Raw genomic sequence first — 16,177 nt, 5'->3', positions numbered from 1 at the left:
GGCCTTTGCCTTTAGGACGCAACCATGGCCTCAGGAATTGTGGAATCCTCGCAATCCGGTTCGCAGCAGCAGCCGCAGCAGAACCAGCCGATCTCGCGCACGCGACTGGTGCAGCGACTGCTCGCCGCCAGCGCCAACCTGCCCAACTTCATCCATGACCTGATCCTCACGCAGGCGCAGCTCGTGGCCGGGACGGAGGCGGCGGCGTTTCTGATCGAGCCGGCCGCCGCAGCCCAGCCGGCGCCCGAGTCGGCCCAGGACGGCGCCGACCCCGCCGCCCAGCAGGCCCCAGCCCGCGACGGATTCACCCTCAAGCCCATCGCCCACATCCGCCCGGACAACAGCGACGCCGAAACCCGCGCCGCGGCGATCCAGGCGTTCCAGGAGATCATCCGCCCCTGCGTGGCACAGAACAAGGACGGCGCCATCGCCATCGACGGAACCCACGACGGCAGCGAACAGCAGTACTGCCTGGTCACGCTGCTTCGCGCTGAAGGCAATCCCGTGGCCGTCAGCGCCGTCATCACCCGCTCGCGCGATCTGGATCGCGCCCGCCAGCGACTGGAGCTGATGAACCTGGTCGGCGGGTACTTTGAGCTTTTTACGCTTCGACGCACCAGCGAGCAGTCACGCGCCATCGCCCAGAGCCACCAGCACGTGCTTCAGCTCGCCACCGCCGTGGCCACCGCCGATGGCTTTGATGCCGCCGCCATGAGCCTGTGCAACGAGCTGGCCAGCCGCACCGGCGCCACCCGCGTGTCGCTGGGATGGGTCAGGGGCAATGGGATCAAGCTCAAGGCGCTGTCGCACACCGAACAGTTCGACAAGAAACAGGAGCTGAGTGTGCAGCTCGTGAAGGTGATGGAGGAGTGCCTGGACAATGACGAGATCGTGCAGTACGAGCCACAGGGCGCCACCAGCAACACCGTCACCCGCGAAGCCCAGGCGCTGAGCCGCGCCCAGGGCGGGGAAACCGTCCTCTCGCTGCCGCTGCGACGCAAGGGAGAGGTCGTCGGCGTGATCACCCTGGAATTCGCCCCCAACACCCGCATCACCGCCCAGGCGGCGCAGGGGCTGGCCGTCGCCGTCGAACTGCTGGCCCCCCAACTCTACGACCGCTACCAGAATGATCGCTACCTGATCACCAAGACCGGCCTGGCCATTCAGGAGCTGGGACGAAAGACCATCGGCCCCAAGTACATGCTGGCCAAGACCATTGTGGTGCTGGTGCTGGCGGCGGCGGCGTTCGTGACGTTCTACAAGCCGATGTATCGCGTCAGCGCGCCGTTCAAATTCGTGGCCGAACAAAAATATGCCCTTTCGGCGCCGTTCGAGGGAACGCTCAAGGAGGTATACGTCAAGCCGGACGATGACGTACAGGCCGGGCAGCTCCTGGCCGAATTCGACGCCACCGAGTACAAGCTTCAGTACTCCACGTACCTTCAGGAAGCCAACGCCAAGGAGACCGAGGCATTGCGTTACGACGTGGAGCCGGACAAGGCCTCCGAAGCCCAGCAGGCGCGTGCCGAGGCCGCCGCCGCCCGCGCCAAGGCCGACTACTACGCCTCGCTGATCGAACGCGCCAAGATCGTTTCCCCGATCGCCGGCAAGGTGCTGGTCGGCGACCTGAAGGATCGCCGACACTCCGTCTTCCGCCAGGGAGAGCCTCTGTTCGAGATCGGACAGCTCGACAAGCTTCGCGTGGAACTGGCGGTGGCGGATCGCGATATCCAGGACGTGCATGAAAATCGCGCCGGCAGGCTGGCCACCACCGCCCTGCCCAACGACAAATATCCCTTTGTCGTCGAGCGTATCGTGCCGCTGGGCGTGCAGAAAGACGCCAGCAACGTCTTCACCGTCTACGCCAGGCTGGACATGGAGTCCCCCGACTGGCCCACCGACCCCAGGACCGGCCAGAAGATCATCCCCGCCTGGCGGCCCGGCATGCACGGCGAGGCACGCGTGGACGTCGAGCACCGCCGCCTGGTCTGGATCTGGACCCACAAGTTCATCGAGTGGGTCAGGCTCAAGCTTTGGATCTGACGAACCAGTGCCCAGTGGTCAGTGATCAGCACGGATCTCACTGCCCACTGACCACTGACCACCGACCACTATGCTGCAACTTCGCCCGACATTTTCCGAGTCGTGGTATCGCGTCGTGAATCTCAAGCCCAAGCTGCGCGCCACGGCTCAGATCTCACGGCAGTATTACCGCGGCGAGCGGTGGTACGTCGTCCGCGACGCCGCGTCCAACCAGTTCCATCGTCTTTCCGACGCCGCCTATCGCTTCGTGGGACTGCTCGACGGAACACGCACGGTCGGCCAGGCGTGGGATCTGGTCGGCGGACAGCTCGCCGACGACGCCCCGACACAGCCCGAGGTCATCCAGATCCTCAGCCAGCTCTACGCCGCCAACCTCATCGAAACTGACATCCCGCCGGATGCCACCATCCTGCTCCGCCGCCACAAAAAGCAGATGCAGCGGAAGCTCCAGGGCCGGCTGATGAACGTGCTGTTTCCGCGAATTCCCCTGTGGGACCCGGACCGCTTCCTGGTCCGCTGGATGCCCCTGGCACGCGTGTTCCTCAGTCGATTCGGCGCTATTCTGTGGCTGGCGATGGTCATCACCGCCCTGGCCATGGTCGCGCCGGAATGGGATCGGCTCAAAGCCCAGGCGTACGAAGCGATCAACATCTCCCAGCATCCCAAAAACTTCTTCTGGGGATTCCTGGTCTTCTGGGTGATCAAGTTCATCCACGAATGCGGGCACGCCTTCGCCTGCCGGCGTTTCGGCGGAGAAGTCCACGAGATGGGCATCATGTTCCTCGTGTTCATCCCCACCCCCTACGTCGATGCCTCTACCGCCTGGGCCTTTCCCAACAAGTGGGCGCGGATGTTCGTCGGGGCCGCCGGGATGATCGTGGAGATGTTCGTGGCAGCGCTGTGCGCCATCGCGTGGGTCTATGTAGCCCCCGGCACGCTCACCAGCGACCTGCTCTGCTACGCGATGATCATCGCCAGCTTCACCACCGTCGTCTTCAACGCCAACCCTCTGCTGCGTTACGACGGATACTACATGCTCTCGGACTACCTGGAGATCCCCAATCTCCAGATGAAAAGCCGCGAGTACGTGCTGGGGCTGATCAAGCGCCACGTGTTCCGCATCAAGCCGCTTCAGCCTCTGCCCCCGCCCATGCAGCGGGTGCAGCTTTTCGTCTATGGCGTGCTCTCGACGATCTACCGTGTCTTCGTCGGCATCATGATCATCCTGATGGTTACCTGGCAGGTGCCGATCCTGGGCGTGCTGATGGCCATCGGCGGGCTGATCACCTGGCTGGTTGTCCCGCTGGTCAAGCTGTTCAAATACCTGACGATCGAACCGGAACTGCATCGCAAGCGCGGGCGGGCGTGGGCGTTCAGCGCCGCCGTCGCCACCGCAGCCGTCATCCTGATCGGGCTGCTTCCCTTCCCCAACAGCATCTATGGCACGGGCATCGTCGAGCCGGCCAACAAGTACGTGATCAACGCCGAATCCCCCGGATGGGTCAAGCAGATCCTGGCCAGGGACGGGCAGGTGCTGCAAAAGGGCCAGGTGATTCTGGTTTGCGAGGATCCGGAACTGGAATCGCGCATCAAGGAGCTTCAGGCCCGCATCCGCAGCGTGCAACTGCTCAAGACCCGGGCCGGGCTGAGCGACATGGCCCAGCGCTACATCGCCGAATATCGCGAGAAGGCCTACCAGGAACAGCTCGACGAGGCGCTGGCCCGCAAGCGCGAGCTGACGATCGTCGCCCCGATCGACGGGCAGCTCATCGCGCCCGAACTGCATAACATGGTCGGACGATACATCGAAAAGGGCGCGGAAATCGCCACCGTCGCGGGCATGTCGGACCTGCTGGTCCGCGCCACGCTCACGCAGAGCGAGGCGGAACTGGCCTGGGACCAAGGCCGCGACCCCGGCGCCGAAATTCGCCTGGCCAGCCGACCGACCCGTGACGCGCAGCTTTACACCTCGGCCGTGACGGTCATTCACGCGGCCCAGCCGCAGGTTCCTCACCCTGTGGTCGGCCTGGAGGCGCAGGTGCCCATGGATCCGCGCGACGAAAAGGGCACACGAGCGCTGGTTCAGCAGTTCGAGCTGCGCGCCTGGCTGCCCAATCCGAACAATGAGTATCATCCCGGACAGACGGCTCATGTACGACTGAAGCTCTCGAAGCGACCGCTCATCTGGCAATGGGGTCGCCGATTCTGGCAGCTCGTCCAGAGCCAGAGCAACAGCAAATGGCTGTAGAAGAGCGGGAATGAACGCAGAGGCATGAAGGATGCATAAAGGCGACTCTGTTCTTTGCGATTCATCCTGCTGCCTTCATCCTCGATCCTTTGATTTATGACAGACCTGGCAACCCACGAACTCTGGTCGGTCTTCGACGCCCGGCGGGTCAAGGCGCCGGAGCTCACGCCGTACGATACGTTCTTCAACAGCTTTGTCGGCTGGTTCAAGAACCGTCGCCCGCTGCTGCGGCGGCTGCGCGAGCAGGCCGAACGCGTCGAAAAGCTCGAGCCGGAGATTCACGCCCTGGGGGCCAGCCGCTTCCGCGAGGAGGTCGATCGCATCCGCGAGCTGGCGCGGCTGAACAAGCTGACCGGCCAGGCGATGGACCGCGGCGTGGCCCTGGCGCGCGAGGCGTGCTGGCGGGCACTGGGCAAACGCCCCTTCCTCGTCCAGGTCATGGGCGCACTGGCCATGTATCAGGGCTGCATCGCCGAGATGGCCACCGGCGAGGGCAAAACCCTCACCGCGGCGCTGACCGCGTCGCTGTGGGCCTGGTCCGGCCGACCGGTGCACGTGATCACCGTCAATGACTACCTCGTTCAGCGCGACGCGCAGTGGAACGAACCGATCTACGAATTGCTGGGACTGCGCGTCGGATATGTCGTGCACGAGACCCCGCCTCACGAACGCGCCGACCACTATCGACGCAATGTCGTGTACGTGACCAGCAAGGAGCTGGTGGCCGACTTCCTGCGCGACCAGATCGCCATTGACAGCCTGCAAAATTACCGCCCGCTGACACGCCCGTATGAACACGGCGTATGGGGCGGGCATGACGGGCTGGGCAATCTCCGCACCGCCGCCCAGACCGCCGTCGGCCTGCTGGCAGGCCCCCACCATCGACAGCCCCTGATGGTCCCGGGACTGTTCCGCGTGATCGTCGACGAAGCCGACAGCCTGCTGATCGACGAGGCCGTCACCCCACTGATCATCTCCAATTCCCCCGACGACGAAGCCAACGCCGGACACTACATGGCGGCGCATGAGCTGGCGTCGCATCTGGTCGAGGGACGCGATTTCAAGATCGACTGGACCATCCGCAACGTCGAGCTGACGCCCCGTGGACAGGAGCGGCTGGACGAGCTGGTTGAAAGCATCGGCCAGAGCGGCTTCTGGCGCGGCCGACGACGCCGCGAAGAGCTGGTCACCCAGGCGCTGGTTGCCCGCTACTGCTACATTCGCGATGAACAGTATCTGGTCACCGAAGATCAGAAGGTTCAGATCATCGACGAGTTCACCGGGCGGATCATGGCCGACCGGTCGTGGCGGCACGGGCTGCATCAGGCGATCGAAGTCAAGGAAGGCGTGCCCGTCACCGCCGACAAGGAAAACCTGGCGCGGCTCAGCTTCCAGCGGTTCTTCCGCCAGTACCCCCTGATGGCGGGGATGACCGGCACGGCGTGGGAGGCGGCGGCGGAACTGTGGCAGATCTACCGCCTGCCGGTTGTCCGCATCCCCACCAACAAGCCGTGCATCCGCATCCACCTGCCGGTGCGATTCTTCGACACGATGGAGGAAAAGTGGCAGGCGGTGGTGCAGCGCGTCTGCGAACTGAACGACAAGGGCGTGCCGATTCTGGTGGGCACGCGCTCGGTGCTGGCCTCGCAGGAACTCAGCCGCCGGCTCGCCGCCGCCGCTAGACCCCACCGCGTGCTCAACGCCACCCAGACCGCCCAGGAGGCCGCGATCGTCGCCGAGGCCGGACAACGCGGCAAAATCACCGTCGCGACCAACATGGCCGGTCGCGGCACGGACATCATCCTGGGCAAGGGCGTGGCGGAACTGGGCGGGCTGCACGTGATCGCCACCGAGCCGCACGGCTCCGGCCGCGTCGATCGCCAGCTCTTCGGCCGCGCCGCACGTCAGGGCGACCCCGGCTGCGCCCAGATGTTCGCCTGTGCCGAAGACGACCTGTTCCTCCGCCACGCCAAGCACCTGCGAAAGAGCTGGCGATTGATCGGCCCGGCCAGGCTCATCCACTACGCCCAGTGGAAAGCCGAAAAACTCGCGCGGTTCAACCGCAAGCAAGTCCTGAAAAACGACGACTGGATGGACCAGGCCGTGCCGTTCTAGGCTTCATTGCCGATTGCCGAATGCCGAGTTGAATCCCTTCATCTCTCTGCCTTCATCCATTCCGCTCGCTCTCCCCACGTCTGCCGGATCGACATGGCTCGCGTGGCGCATCCATCGACACACGCCACGGACCGGATCATCCACAGACCACACGAATAGACGCAGATTCCAGTTGCCCCAATTGTAGTCACAGGCTATGTTATCCGCCTTCGGATTGGTGGTATCCGCGACAGGTCGCTGCAGGCGCGCAGATGGCGGCACAAAACTGCGGCCTGCCGTATGGAGTCGCACTTCAAAACGGGCCATCACATGCTAATTCAGCGGGTGGAAATCGAGAACTTCCGTTCGCTCAAGAGAGTTAACCTGGACTGCGGCGACGTCGCATCTCCAGATAGTCTGGCACTGGTTGCGTTGTTAGGGCGCAACGGCGGAGGCAAGTCGTCTGTCCTCTATGCCCTGGATGCGTTCTACGACGTCGCGGCGCGAATTTCCACCGATGATTGCTATGGGCGAGACCCGAGCAATGAGATCACTATTCGTGTGACATATGGGAGTCTCCGCGCTCAGGAGAAGCAGGAGTTCCAGTCGTACATCGAAAAGGATCAGCTCATCATCACCAAGCGCATCCAACTTGCTGGTGGCACCTGTATTCAGAAATATTTCGCCGCCGCGCGCCGGGTGCCGCAGTTTGCTGAACTCAGGAAATTGGGCAGGCGCGACCGGATCAAGACATTCAAGGAGCTCGTAGCGGCTGGAACACTTCCGGGGCTCGCCGGGAATCCAAGGAGTGCCGATGACGTCGATGCCTTGATGATTCAGTACGAATCAGAGCCGGCAAATGCAAAACTCCTTCAAACAGTCGAGAGGGAAGAGCAGTTCTTTGGTCCGAAGGAGATCGGGGGCGGGAAGCTCGACAAGTTCACCAAATTCGTTCTCGTGCCAGCGGTGCGCGATGCGTCAGCCGAGGCTGTTAAGAAGGGCGTCATTTATGAATTGATCAACTTGATTGTCCTTCGTCGGGTGAATCTACGGCCGGATGTGCGGGCGCTTCGTGACGAAATGAAGCAGAAGATCGCAAGCGTTTTCTGCGAAGAGAATCTAAAGGAGCTGGGCGAACTCGGTGCATCCATCTCGCGACTGCTTGAGCAATATGCTCCCGGCGCGGCACTGAAGCTGCACTGGGGCAATCCAGTGTCGCCCGAAATACCGCTGCCTCCCGCACTGGCTGAACTCATCGAAGATGAGTTCCCATGCCCAATCACTCATGCCGGCCATGGGTTGCAGCGAGCCTTGATCCTGACGTTGCTTCAGCATCTCGCCATGACCGAACGTCCCGCCAAAGAGGCTGATGAAACCTCTGAATCGCAAACGGACGCCACATCGGAGAAGCCAGGTAAACCGGACGACGAAGTGCTGAATCCCGACCTCATCCTTGCGATTGAGGAGCCGGAGCTATATCTGCATCCATCCCGTTGCAGGTATCTCTCGGAACTGCTCCTCAAGCTCGGGGCGCCTTCGAAGGAAAAGAACGCACCTAGAAACCAGATCATCTACGCGACGCACTCGCCATATTTCGTCGATTTAGATCGGTTTGATCAAGTCCGGATCGCTCGCAAGCGTAAGGAGGAAGGGCAACCCGCGCCATGTTGTGTCATTAGTCAGTACTCTCTCCACGACGCGGCAAAAGAACTCGCAAGGATTGCTGCTGGAAAGCAAGAGGATTTCAGCCGCGAGTCCTTCCGTGCGCGATCACGTCCCGTGATGACGATAGCGGTCAACGAAGGTTTTTTTGCCAACGTGGTGGTTGTTGTCGAAGGACTCGGGGACGTTGGCATCCTGTGGAAAGTGCAGGAGATATTGAATCAGGGCTGGAGCGCCAAAGGAATCGCCGTGGTTCCAGCCATGGGCAAGGAGAACCTCGACCGCCCGGTCGTTGTCTTCAAGGGTCTTGGCATTCCGACGTATTTCGTATTTGACGCGGACAATCGGCACAAGGGCGGGCCGGCAGAGAAATCAACCGTCGACCGAAATGCACGATATCAGCGAATGGCAGGTGTACCGCCGGTCGAATTTCCAGAGACTCAGGTGCATGACACATGGGCCGTATTTGCCGACGAGATGGGAACCATACTCAAAGATGCCGCAGGTGCCGGCTTCGACCGCATCGCTAATGCGGCGGCGGCGGAACTAAAGTACGACGGTCCGACTCAGCTAATGAAGAACATCGAAGGCAGCGCGCGGCTCGTGGAGTCGATTTATAAGGCCGGTTACCGCGTATGTCATGTCGAAGAAATCGTCCGTCGGGTCACGGCGCTTCACGAGGGGAACAGGTAAGCGGCCGGGAGCTTTTCCGACACCGGAAAAGACTCCCGACCGCTTTTTCGCGCCTGTAGCGTCAGCAGCAGCCAGCGCCGTTGATCATGGGTGATACACGACATTGATCGAGCTGCCGGGCGAATTGGTGATCACAGGGGGTTTGCCGCGCCAGACGTCGCCGGACTGCACTTTGTTGTTGCTGCCATTCTGGATCCAGATGCTGTCCACCGGACAATCGCTGATGGTCACTCTGGCGACGGTGATGTTCGTGCTGTTGAGGATGAACAGACCGCGGGAAGAGTTCCAGACATTCGCGTATTGGACGGTGGCGCCGTTGCAGTTGTTGGCAAAGCGCAGGCCGGCATAGGTGGTGCCTTTGCCGCAGTTGTCGGCGGTCACCGTGCCGATCCTTCCGTTGTTGCCATTGTTGATCAGCACGCCGCATCCGCCGAGGCTGGAAGCGCGGACCCCGTCAATGTCATAGTTGTCGATGCTGTAGGTTTCCAGGCCCTGTTTGTCACCGCTGGCCATGTTGTAAATGGAGACGTTGCGCACGTACAAGCCTGATGTGCGTGTGCTGCCCTCGGAGTCGACGCGGATCGCGACCACGGGCTGAGTGGCGTTGTTGAAGTTCATCGTGACGTTGGTGATGCTCGGGCTTGGGCAACTGCTCAGACGAATTCCATAGGTGGGATAGCCGTTCATCTTCAGCCCGTCGATGCGAATGCCGCTGACCTTGTAGGCGTAGATGGCCGGGACATTGGTCGTTGCGTAGCAGTACGTTGAGGTGAGGTAGTTGAAGCTGGTGTTCGCGCGGAGGCGGACCTGCTTATCGATGGTACCGGCGACGCGGATGTTCATCACGCGGTCGCCCACGCCCGCCGCGTTTTGCAGAGCATCGGAGTAGCTGGTGCCCGAGTAGGTTTGCACGCCATCCACCTTGACGATGAAATTGCTGCCGCTCTTGGTGACTTCGGCCGTGGCGGCGATGGCTTGGCCAGCGGACATGAACAGGACCGAGAGGGCGAACAACGGCAGCGAGACAACACCGCAACGACGAATCGAAGCACGGTACATTGTGATCCTCCTGCCAGAAGGGTCCACGGCGCCGAGTCAGACCGCCTGACGTTGCCCGTGGAAGATTTGCATTGAAAGAGCGGGGGTGAAGCCCTGTTCCGGCGCCGCACCCAGGCTGCCACGAGTCCGAATCACGACTTGCGTGCGCAGGATCATAATTTCGCAGCGCAAAATTGCAAGAAAGTTTCATACAAAATCGCGAGAATTATTGCCGTATTTTGTGGAAGATCATGAAAATTGGCAGCGGGGAAAGTCGGCAGAACAAGGGGGACAAGGCTCTCAGGAGCCGTTCAGAAACTCGATGACCATCCGGTTCACCTTCGCCGACTGTTCGTCGTGCGGCCAGTGCGCGGCCTGCGGGATGATCTCGATGCGTTTGCCTCTGGACCAGGTGGCCGGACGCAACAGCTTGTCGGTGGGCGGCGTGCCGGCGTCGCGACCCCACAGGATCAGCACCTCGTTTGGCACGTAGCGCAACCAGCGAATGACATCCGTCGCCAGGTGTCCGGTCATGTGGCTGATGCAGGGGTACATCGCGTGCCGCACGGTGGCACGCTGATGCAGCTCGGCCACGCGCTGCTCCGTTACGTGTTTCGGGTTGGAGTAGCGCGTGCGCAGGAATCGCTTCAGCTCGTATCTGCTGCTCATCGTCTCGTACAGTCCCACGCCCATCGATAGCTTTCCGAGCAGGAACTGTTGAAGCCTGGCGGCGACGGTCGGCGGGTGCTGGCTGGGGACCTTCTCGTTGGCCGGGTCGATCAGCACGAGCTTGCCCACCAGCGTGTCGTTGTACACCGCCAGCGAAGTCGCCGGGCCGCAGCTCGTGCCGCTGGCCATCACGTGCGTGGGCTGGCCGATCACCTGGATGATGAAATCCCGCAACAGGTGCTCGTAAAGCTGCGCCGTGTAGGTGATGTTCGGCTTGTCGCTGTCGCCGAAGCCCAGCAGGTCGATCGCCCAGACCGTGAAGTGTTCGCCCAGGGCTCGGACGTTGCGATGGAATTCCTCATGCGAGGCGCCCGGGTAGATTCCATGCACCAGCAGCAGCGGATCGCCCAGGCCGCGCTTGTCGTAGGCGATCTCACCGCGGGAGGTTGGGTGGAATCCGATCGCCACGGTTGACGATCATTTCAGAACCGGTCATTGGGGTCTGGCGACTGTGCGCATCATCACACTCGCTCCAGCGCGAGCAGATCCTCGTAGGTTTCCCGGCGGCGGATGATGCGGAAGCTGTCGCCATCCACCAGCACCTCGGCGGCTCGCGGACGGTTGTTGTAGTTGCTGCTCATGGCAAAGCCGTAGGCGCCGGCGGTGAAGACGGCCAGCAGATCGCCGCGCTTCGTCCGCGGCAGCAGGCGGTCCCTGGCCAGAAAGTCCCCGCTTTCGCAGACCGGACCGACCACGTCCACGACTTCTCCATCGACCGGCTTCATGTCCCGGTCGCGCTTGGCCGGCACATCGGCGGCCTGCGGCCTGGCAGGCCAGATGAAATGAAACGACTCGTAGAGCACCGGGCGAATCAGATCGTTCATCCCCGCATCGACGATGACGAAGCGTTTTTCCCCGCCGGTCTTGCGGTACTGCACGCGCGTCAGCAGGATTCCGGCGTTTCCGGAGATATATCGCCCCGGCTCCAGCGCGATCCGATACGGCTTGCCCTGGATCATCGGCAGCAGTGCCCTGGCGTGCTCGCTGGGTGGATGGGCCTGGTCCGGCTTGCTGTAGTTGACCCCGAACCCCCCGCCCATGTCGAACCATTCGATGCGGTGCCCCTTGGCCATCAGCCGCTCGATCAGCTCGGTCATCTTCCTGGTCGCGTCGATGTACGGCTGAATCTCATAGACCGGCGAGCCGATGTGCATGTGCACGCCCGCGATCCGCAGGTGTTTGAGGCTCCTGTACTGGTCGAAGACGCGCTCGGCCCGCTCGATATCCACGCCGAACTTCGTTTCCTTCTTGCCGGTGGTCGTGTGCTTGTGGGTCCTGGGATCCACATCGGGATTGACCCGCAGCGCCCCGACCGCAACGGCGCCCATCGAGGCGGCGATGCGATCGACGTTCTCGATCTCTTCCTCGCTCTCGAGGTTGAACGCCGCGATCTGCGCTTCGATCGCCATGCGGATCTCCGCATCGGTCTTGCCCACGCCAGCGAAGATGATCTTTTTGGGGTCTCCGCCGGCCTGAAGCGCCCGATACAGCTCGCCGCCGCTGGTCACGTCAAAGCCGCAGCCCTGCTCGGCCAGCAGTTTCAGGATGTTCAGGTTTCCACAACTCTTGATCGAGTAACAGATGGTGGCGTTCACGGGCGCGAACGCCTCGACGAGCTGACGGTAATGATGCAGCAGTGTGGCTTTGGAATAGACGTAGACCGGCGTGCCGACCTCGGCGGCGATCCGCTCGGCAGGAACGTCCTCGCAGTACAATTCGCTGTTCCTGTAATTGAAAAAGTCCATGGCGCGATTGATCGTAGCGGTGGCGCCAAGGCTTGCCAATGGCCTCGGCCCGCACCGGGCGCAGCGTGGGGCGCCCGGTTCTGAAGTAAAACACCGCGCCAGGCGCCGGACTACTGCGAATCCGGATAATTTCCTTCCTTGCGCCAGACGTCCAGGATCAGCTCATACCTTCTGAGCGGCATGCCCGTGTAGATGCAGTTGCTGGTGGAGAAGATGTACCCTCCGCCGGGCATGCCGTGCTTGAGGGCGTAGCGGGCCGATTCGATCACCTGCTCGTCGGTGCCGGTGTCCATCAGCCCGCAGTTCACGTTTCCGCACAACGCCACCTTCTTGCCCACGCGGCGTTTGATGTCGGCGATGTCGATGCCGCCCTGCGGATCCAGGCTGTGCAGCGCGTGCGGCCTGGCGGCCAGCAAGGAATCCAGGATCGGCAGAATATTGCCGTCGGTATGCTTGATGACGTAGTAGCCCATCTCGCGATAGCCGGCGACGAGCTGGATCAGGTAGGGAGTGATGAACTCATCGAACATGGCCGGGGAAAGAAACGGCCCGCTGTTGAAGCAGTAGTCGCTGCACAGGGCAAGCCCGTCGAGCACGCCGTGCCTGCGGAAGCGGGCGCCGCGCTCCAGGGCCTGATCCACCATGCGCTGTGCTTCGTCCTTGACGCCCTGCGGGTCGTCGGCGATTCGCTCGACGAACTCCATCATGTGCGAGCCGTTGGGGATGGCGTAGGTGGCGTCGCCGTGCTGGAGCAGGAAGTATTCATCCCCGGAGATCTCGCGGATGTAATCCAGCGTCTTCATCGAGTCGTCGTCGCCCGGCCAGCCGTCCGGGGGATGGAAGAAAATGGCCGAGTGTTCGTACTTGCGGGCGATGGCGACATACAGATCGGCGATGTCGCGGCGGTGCAGCTCGCGTTCGCGCTCGCTCATCTGTTGCCACTGCTTGTAGTTTCGCTGTCGGGGATGCACTCGCCCCAAAGCCTCCATGGTCAGGAAGAAGACCAGTTCAAAGTGCGGGACGCGTCCGGGCGGTTGCTTGCCCTCCAGTGCCATGATGAACTTTTCGCGCGGTGTCATGTGTGTGCAGCCCTGTTGTTCCCAATTGCGTGCCCCAATTGCAGACCACTTACTCCTCTTATAGCGCCGATTCTACCACGGATCCATCCGCCGCAAACGTCCGGCCACCTCAGCACGATGCGCCCGCGGCATCCGGATCGGCGCCGACGGCGGGACAAGCCCGCGTGCTGCGCTTCGATCAAGCATGGGAATTTGGCTCCGGTGAGCTGGTGAATTACCATAATCGCCATGCCATCCATCGACATGCCGCTGGAACAGATGCGGCAATACAAACCTGCGTTGTATCGGGAAGCGGATTTCGACCAGTACTGGGCGACGACGGTAAACGAAGCGATCTCGCAGCCGCTGAACGCGGAGCTAATCCCGTACGTGCTGCCGGTGCGCGGCTTGCAGTGTTATGCGGTGCGGTTCGACGGCTACAAGGGCGGCCGCATCGCTGGCTGGTATGTACGCCCGACCACCCGCGGCAAGTTTCCGGGCGTGTGCATCTATCATGGCTACAGCGGTCGCGGATCGCGCCCGCTGGACATGATCGCCTACGCCGCACAGGGCATGTGCGTGCTGAGCATGGATTGCCGCGGCCAAAACGGGCAGTCGCAGGACGCCTCGGTTGTGGACGAAGGGCATCAGCTTGGCTGGATGACCCGCGGGATCCGCCACCCTCAGCAGTACTACTTCCGTTATGTCTACGCCGACGCCATCCGCGCCCTGGAGCTGCTGGCGCGACGCGAGGAGGTGGATGGGAACCGCCTGGCGGTGACCGGCGGAAGCCAGGGCGGGGCCTTGACACTGGCGGTGGCGGCGCTGTCGGAACGCCCGATCCTGGCGCTGGCGGACGTGCCGTTTCTGTGTGACTTCCGCCGTGCCATCCAGATCGCACCCAGTGGCCCGTACCCGGAGATCACCAACTTCCTCAAGGCTTTTCCTCACCTGTACGAGACCGCGATCCGGACGCTCAGCTACGTTGACAATCTGAACCTGGCCCCGCGCATCCGCTGCCGCACGGTGATCTGCAACAGCCTCTGGGACGACATCTGCCCCCCCAGCACCATCTTCGCGGCGTATAATCATATCACCGCGGAAAAACAGATGGAGATCTATCCGTTCCACAAGCACGAGGTGCCGTACGAGCATAACGAGCTGAAGTTCCGGATTCTGATGGAAGTCCTTCGGCCTTAAGTGCAGGGCAATCACAGATGGACACGGATGAACGCTGATGCAAAAAGAGTCCAGGTCCGCTTGAGCGGCTGTGGGTCTGGGATCAGGCTCAAGCGGATTCGCACACTGCGACATCTGCGTTGATCCGCGGTCATCCGTTGTTTCAACGGACTTTCATCCGTGGATTGACACGATCGTGAAAGAGAACTTCTTCGACTTTCGCGAGAAGCTGGCGACGACGAAGAAGCTCGCCGCCGGTGATGTCTCGCGCCCGCTGGCGACGGCGTTGAAGGCGGATCAGGCGCTGACCGTCTCGCAGCTCACGGCGCAGATCGAGCGGGCGCTGAAGACCGGGTTGCCGGCCACTGTGTATGTCAGAGGCGAGGTCTCTAACTTCAATCGGCATCGCGCTTCCGGACACCTGTACTTCACGCTCAAGGACTCGACGGCGTGCATCGATTGCGTGATGTTCCGCTCGGATGCGGCAAAGTTGAAGTTCGAGCCGCAGGACGGGATGGAACTGCTGGCGGGCGGACGGGTGGCGGTGTACGCGCCGCGGGGGCGCTATCAGCTCTGTGTCACGACGCTGGCGCCTCTGGGACGAGGATCGCTGGAGCTGGCCTTCCAGCAACTGTGCCAGAAGCTGCGCCGCCAGGGACTGTTCGACCCGGGCCGCAAGAAGCCCCTGCCGCCGTACCCGACACGCATCGCTCTGGTCACCAGCCGCTCGACCGCGGCGCTTCAGGACATGCTCAAGGTGCTGCGACGATTCCCCTGGATTCGCCTGTACCTGTATCACGTGCCGGTGCAGGGGGACGGATCGGCGGAGCTGATTGCCGACGGGATACGAACGCTCAGCCGGCAGGCGGCGAGCATCGGGGGGATCGACGTGATTATCCTGGCGCGCGGCGGAGGGTCTCTGGAAGACCTTTGGGCATTCAATGAGGAGATCGTCGCCCGCGCGATCGCCGACTGTTCGATCCCCATCGTCACCGGCATCGGGCACGAGATCGACACGTCCATTGCCGATCTGGTCGCCGATTACCATGCGCATACCCCTACCGAAGCGGCGCAGGTCGTCACAGCCAACTGGAAAACCGTGACCGATCTGATCGAATCAGCGATGATGCGTCTGCGGCGAGGGCTGCGGAACCTGGTGCACCAGGCGGCGCAGCGGCTGGCTTCGATCCAGCGGCACGAGTTTTTCCGCAGACCCACCGATCGACTCAACCAGCTTCGCCAACTGCTGGACGATCGGCAGCGATCGCTTCACTTCGCCGCCGCACAGCGGCTGCGTGCCGCCAGCGCCCGGCTGGCGCGGCTGGAATCGCTGCTGGTCGAGTGCCATCCCAAACACCTGGTGGACCTGAAGCGGCAGCGCCTGACCGAGCTGAGCGGCCGGCTGGCCGTGGCAGTGCGGCACGACATCGATCGTCGAACGCAGCGGATCGAGTCGCTGGGACGACACCTGGAGGCGGTCAGTCCGCAATCGGTACTGCGGCGAGGATACACGATCACGATGCGCAAGAAGGACGGGACGATCATCCGCTCAGCTCAAGGCGCCAAAGTCGGAGAGCGGCTGCTCACGCGATTCGCCGACGGCACCATCGAGTCAGTGGTCGAAGATCACCAGCAGTTGCCGCTATTTGAGTCGCAGGACTTGGAGTCGTAGCGATCGCCCCCGCGAT

10 protein-coding genes are annotated in these 16,177 nt (G+C 62.4%); 6 read left to right on the top strand and 4 right to left on the bottom strand.

Translation table 11 applies throughout. The annotated features are described in order from the left end of the window. Nucleotides 1-24: 24 nt before the first annotated feature. The 4 genes from ACQS5P_RS13315 (at nucleotide 25) to ACQS5P_RS13300 (ending at nucleotide 8,740) form a co-directional block, all read left to right on the top strand. The gene (locus tag ACQS5P_RS13315) at nucleotides 25-2,043 is read left to right on the top strand and encodes an efflux RND transporter periplasmic adaptor subunit (RefSeq protein WP_428937107.1); all 2,019 of its coding nucleotides are present in this window, start codon (nucleotides 25-27) and stop codon (nucleotides 2,041-2,043) included. Nucleotides 2,044-2,113: 70 nt separating this feature from the next. After that, a complete protein-coding gene (locus ACQS5P_RS13310; protein WP_428937106.1) occupies nucleotides 2,114-4,291 on the top strand; it encodes an efflux RND transporter periplasmic adaptor subunit in 2,178 nt (725 codons plus the stop codon). Between the two features lie 96 nt (nucleotides 4,292-4,387). Further along, nucleotides 4,388-6,406 carry a hypothetical protein gene (locus ACQS5P_RS13305; RefSeq protein ID WP_428937105.1) on the top strand — a complete coding sequence of 673 codons (2,019 nt, stop codon included), beginning with the start codon at nucleotides 4,388-4,390 and terminating at the stop codon, nucleotides 6,404-6,406. 279 nt (nucleotides 6,407-6,685) lie between these two features. After that, nucleotides 6,686-8,740 carry an ATP-dependent nuclease gene (locus ACQS5P_RS13300; RefSeq protein WP_428937104.1) on the top strand — a complete coding sequence of 685 codons (2,055 nt, stop codon included), beginning with the start codon at nucleotides 6,686-6,688 and terminating at the stop codon, nucleotides 8,738-8,740. A gap of 84 nt (nucleotides 8,741-8,824) precedes the next feature. Here ACQS5P_RS13300 and ACQS5P_RS13295 read toward each other — a convergent pair whose 3' ends face one another. From ACQS5P_RS13295 to ACQS5P_RS13280, 4 genes are all read right to left on the bottom strand, one after another. Next, nucleotides 8,825-9,799 (bottom strand): right-handed parallel beta-helix repeat-containing protein, encoded by a 975-nt coding sequence (locus ACQS5P_RS13295; protein ID WP_428937103.1) that lies wholly within the window; start codon nucleotides 9,797-9,799, stop codon nucleotides 8,825-8,827. 279 nt (nucleotides 9,800-10,078) lie between these two features. Beyond that, a complete protein-coding gene (locus ACQS5P_RS13290) occupies nucleotides 10,079-10,915 on the bottom strand; it encodes an alpha/beta fold hydrolase (RefSeq protein ID WP_428937102.1) in 837 nt (278 codons plus the stop codon). Nucleotides 10,916-10,968: 53 nt separating this feature from the next. Continuing rightward, nucleotides 10,969-12,252, bottom strand: a complete 1,284-nt coding sequence (gene lysA, locus ACQS5P_RS13285; protein ID WP_428937101.1) for a diaminopimelate decarboxylase — start codon at nucleotides 12,250-12,252, stop codon at nucleotides 10,969-10,971. 110 nt (nucleotides 12,253-12,362) lie between these two features. Further along, entirely contained in the window at nucleotides 12,363-13,331 is a 969-nt protein-coding gene (locus tag ACQS5P_RS13280) for a uroporphyrinogen decarboxylase family protein (protein ID WP_428937100.1), read from the bottom strand. Between the two features lie 228 nt (nucleotides 13,332-13,559). On the opposite strand from ACQS5P_RS13280, the gene ACQS5P_RS13275 reads away from it, so the two are divergent. Then, the gene (locus ACQS5P_RS13275) at nucleotides 13,560-14,510 is read left to right on the top strand and encodes an acetylxylan esterase (protein ID WP_428937099.1); all 951 of its coding nucleotides are present in this window, start codon (nucleotides 13,560-13,562) and stop codon (nucleotides 14,508-14,510) included. Between the two features lie 175 nt (nucleotides 14,511-14,685). Then, a complete protein-coding gene (gene xseA, locus ACQS5P_RS13270) occupies nucleotides 14,686-16,161 on the top strand; it encodes an exodeoxyribonuclease VII large subunit (RefSeq protein ID WP_428937098.1) in 1,476 nt (491 codons plus the stop codon). The last annotated feature ends 16 nt before the right edge of the window (nucleotides 16,162-16,177 follow it).

The organism is Fontivita pretiosa (genome assembly GCF_050410795.1).
Taxonomy (GTDB): domain Bacteria; phylum Planctomycetota; class Phycisphaerae; order Tepidisphaerales; family Tepidisphaeraceae; genus Fontivita; species Fontivita pretiosa.
The sequence above is the reverse complement of the archived record's forward strand: the minus strand, read 5'-3'. Positions and strand labels throughout refer to the sequence as shown.